Raw genomic sequence first — 4095 nt, forward strand, 5'->3', positions numbered from 1 at the left:
TTTTGGGGCTTTGCGTTCGGGCGGGAAATGTAAGCACAAAAGCCGATATTATTACTAAAGTTTAATTGAAAAACTGCTGTTGAATTTTGCTCTTCAGCCCGCCTGACGCAAAACCCTTGTTGTCTGCCGTTTTTCTCCTCGTCTGCTGTCAATATTTTTTATAAAATTTTACTTGTCGCTCAACGGATAAAAGTCCTCTGTCATTTTAATACTTTCAAGTTTTCCGTCTTTATAAGTGTATAAAAACGAACCTCCCCAAAGTGTTTTCGGATATTTTAAAATTTGTTCGGTCTCTTTTTTGAGAGCCTCGTTACTTATACTGTCAACAACATCTTTTACTGCAAACCATTTGTATTCTCGGTCAGGTTGTTTGGGTTGAATAAGTTCACCGCTGATGTATTTTGCGGTATAGTGTGTCCGATACGAAACTTCTTTATGGTCGGGCAAGTCTTTGAACTTATAAGTGTAAACACCCGAAAGTTTTACAATTTTAATAGAAAGTCCGATTGCGTTCGCCAAACTGTCCAATCCCTCTTTTAATGACTGATTTTCATTTGAACGTAAAGATGGTGTCATCCAACCATTTCGTCCTTTTTCTAACAAAATTTGTTTGTCCTTGAAAATAATTAGTCGTTGGATTGTGTAATTGTCCGCTTTTTTAATTGTCTCTTGTTTGGGTGTAGTTTTTGAAGTGTCTTGAGCAAAAATGGATTGTCCAAAAGTCAAGAAAACTAAAACTATCAAAATTACTTTCATTCGCTTTATCATTTTTATGTCTTACTGTTAATGTTTTTTGGTGTCGCTTTAAAATGGCAGGCAACGGAAAAAGTATTTGTGAAGGCGGGGCGAAAATAGACAAAACTTCTATAATCCCAAAAGTTGAAAGAAAGTAGGGTAGTTCTACTGATAACTTTCAGCCCCGCTTTTACAAATACCATGTTGGCAGAAGTGGTACATTATTGTTTTATCAGAATCATTTCCATAGGAAAAGTACTTCCATTTAATGGCATATTTGGTGGATTTTGAACACCCGTTTGTTTATTAACTGTTACAACATGCTCTACATTAAACATGCTCAATTTAATTTGAGTAGAAGATAAACTCTCCAATTTTACATCAAAATCTTTGTATTTTTTGTAATCTCTAAAAGCAATTGAAGTAATTTGATTATGACAGTTTAATGTGAACATAACATTTGAATCATAATCTTTTGTTAAATCATCATTAGAAGTATCCGCAATCAAAACTCCGTTTTCCCAATATTTATAATAGCCAATTAAGCGGTCGTGATAGTAATTTTCATTTCCATATTGAATATAATTATGTTTTTGCTTAATAAGGGTTAGTTGAAACTCACGAGTTCCACTTATCCACTTCCAAGTTCCGACAAATTTATCCATTTCGTTGGTGGTGTCTTTCAGATAATAATTTGGACTGGTGTGGTTGTATATTTTATTACATTCCAATAATGGAACGATGATATTCTGTGCTTTGCAAGATAGAAAAGCAAAAGTTGTAAAAGTTAATATAATTATATTTTTCATTTTTTTATAATTTAAGGTTGTGGACAAGGTGTTTTTTGTATGGTTACACCACCATCCACAGAAGTTAGTTTTTTCCATTGGTTATCTTCATATTGATACAAAAATATGGAATTGGAACCAATTTTACTACTGCTCATCACTTTCATAAAGAGTTTTTCCGCTTGGGCTGCGGTATAATCTATATTGGTTACCATTCCTGCTTCGTCGGTATAAATTTTTAAAATTAATTTCTCTGCCTTTAATCTTCCCTCTGTTGTATCCAAATCCAGTCCTTGGAATAAAGTATCAAGACTTGTTAGGTCTTGAACACGTAGAGCATAAATTGTGCCGTTGAAATTGGCAAGAAAACTTGAAAACTCGTTTTTCCTAAACGGAACCAACATTTTGTAATGTTCATATAACGTAACTATATCTTTGTAGGAATAAATAGGGATTGATTCTGGAGGATGGTTGTGAGCTTCTGCAATATCATAATTTGACATGGTGTTTTTTACAACCACAGTATTATCAGGAAGAACAGTTGCAGTTCCAGAAGTTATAGAATAAGCAATTTTGTTTTTGAATTTTTCAACTGTAAAACTAGTTTCGTGCATATCAGGGTTTTGTTTAGTTACTCTGTTTTTTATGCTATCTAATTTTGCTTTGAAAACAGTATCGTCAGTTTTTTCTTTCAATCTTTCGCAATCTGTTTTGTTTTCTATTGGTTCTGTATATACCAAGTTCGGCAGGGTTGGAGTTCCACCCAATTCATCTTGTGCTTCTTCTACAGGATTAGGATAGGTAGTTCCTGCATCGGGATTTGTTCCACTATTTGTTGGTTCTCCACCGCCGTCATAAGGATTAGTTGGTTCTCCACCACCACCTGATACAGGATCATCAACTTCTTCACAAACCAACACATTGATTACATATTGAACAGGTTTTCCTGCTGCACAATTGCATTCGGAGATATTGGTATGTCCTGGATGACATTTGCAGGGTTCTGTATAGGTTTGTTGTTCCCAATGGCAATCGTTATAAGAGCCCACTTTAAGTAATGCTCCGCTTCCGTATGTTCCTTTTGTAAGTTCTGTTGTTGTAACTTTGTTATCAAAACTGATTTCATTTCCCAAATTTATTTGCTGTATGTCTTGAGTATTAAGGTTATAAGTATTTACAAATTCTATATAAGTTCCATCAGGTTCAAGACTTAGAATTAAATTTTCAATAGGAGCGTTGATTGTGGAATTGTTTCTTTTGATGTTGAAGGTGTAGGTATGGTAAGCTCCATATTGAATAAAGATGACTTGGTCGGTATCAATAGAAACACTATCCCCATAATTCACCACTTTTCCCAAAGCGTTTTTGTTATTTTGTTTTTTTAGGATATTTTTTGCTTGGAAAAGTTGGGGTAGAATTTTATTTTTGTGGACACTTTCGCTAAGTTTAATAATTTTAGAAGTAAGTTCAAAATTTTTGGACTGTGCTGAAATTTGTTGTTCTTGCAAAAAATCGTTTCTACAGGAATTAATGATTGCAAGACAAAGCAAAAATAGCGCGCCGAGATACATGAATTTGTTTTTTGTCATAAGTGTTTTTTGTTTTGGTTAATACTCGTTTCCATTGGTTTTTTGCGGTAAGACTGTATACCATTTCTGCCAACGAAAAAGTATTAGCGGCGAAGAATATTCAAATTTTCAATTTGAGTATTCAAGCCCGCTTTTGCGAATACACTGTTGTCAGCAGTTTTTTTATTTGAACTTATTTGTTGTGATTCTGCCAATTTCTTCGTCATCACTGCTAAACCAATATTTTTCAGAAAAAATCCAATATTCATTCTCATATTGTGTGTCACGACATATTCTAACAATAAAACTATTTTCAGGATTTTTAATTCTTAATTTCATTTCTTCATTAATTCCAGAATGATGGGGTTCGTAATTTTTAATTTTTAGAAGTTCGTTTTTTAATTCTACGGAATTAAATTCTCCAAAATTTTTGTCGATTTGAATTATTTGTGTTTGCGGATTTTTTATTATTTCAATAAATTCATTTCTAATTTTTCTTAAAATAGTTACTTGTAATAATACTAAGGTTATTCCTAAAACAATTAATTGTCCAAAAAGAACTCCTCCAATAATTCTAATTCTTCTTGGATTCTTTTTAAGACTTTTTAATAAGTTAGAAAATAACATTAAAACAAAACCTAAAAAAGCCAAACCAAACGAATAAGGTAAAGGAAATCTTAAAAATGAATATATTTTTTCGAGGGTTTCAATCATAAAATTGCTGATAACGAAAAAGTATTAGCGAAGGCGGGCGAAAAGTGAACTGAAAGTTCGATTTTCAACCAACTGAAGCCAATGCTTTTTCAATGAAGTAAACTTACAAAAATATTACGGAATTGAAAAGCAGTGGCGACGAAGAATATTCAAATTTTCAATTTGAGTATTCAAGCGCGCTTTTGCTAATACATTGTTGTAGGCCGTTTTTTATTCAATTTTAACATAAGGAAGTTTAATATTCAATTTTTCTTCTAAATTTTGGATGTAATCAATTTCATCTAATAAAA

The 4095-nt window shown here is 32.5% G+C and carries 4 protein-coding genes; all 4 read right to left on the bottom strand.

What is annotated here, in order from left to right; all coding sequences use genetic code 11:
• Positions 1-168: 168 nt before the first annotated feature.
• Positions 169-756 carry an NUDIX hydrolase gene (locus AC4AGG_RS15520; RefSeq protein ID WP_489772928.1) on the bottom strand — a complete coding sequence of 196 codons (588 nt, stop codon included), beginning with the start codon at positions 754-756 and terminating at the stop codon, positions 169-171.
• A 200-nt stretch (positions 757-956) separates the two neighbouring features.
• A complete protein-coding gene (locus AC4AGG_RS15525) occupies positions 957-1544 on the bottom strand; it encodes a DUF6705 family protein (RefSeq protein ID WP_489772929.1) in 588 nt (195 codons plus the stop codon).
• A gap of 11 nt (positions 1545-1555) precedes the next feature.
• Positions 1556-3112, bottom strand: coding sequence for a hypothetical protein (locus AC4AGG_RS15530; protein ID WP_489772930.1), 1557 nt, complete (start codon positions 3110-3112; stop codon positions 1556-1558).
• 162 nt (positions 3113-3274) lie between these two features.
• Positions 3275-3742, bottom strand: a complete 468-nt coding sequence (locus tag AC4AGG_RS15535) for a hypothetical protein (protein ID WP_489772931.1) — start codon at positions 3740-3742, stop codon at positions 3275-3277.
• Positions 3743-4095: the final 353 nt, after the last annotated feature.

Source organism: Chryseobacterium sp. CG10_8, assembly GCF_058117085.1.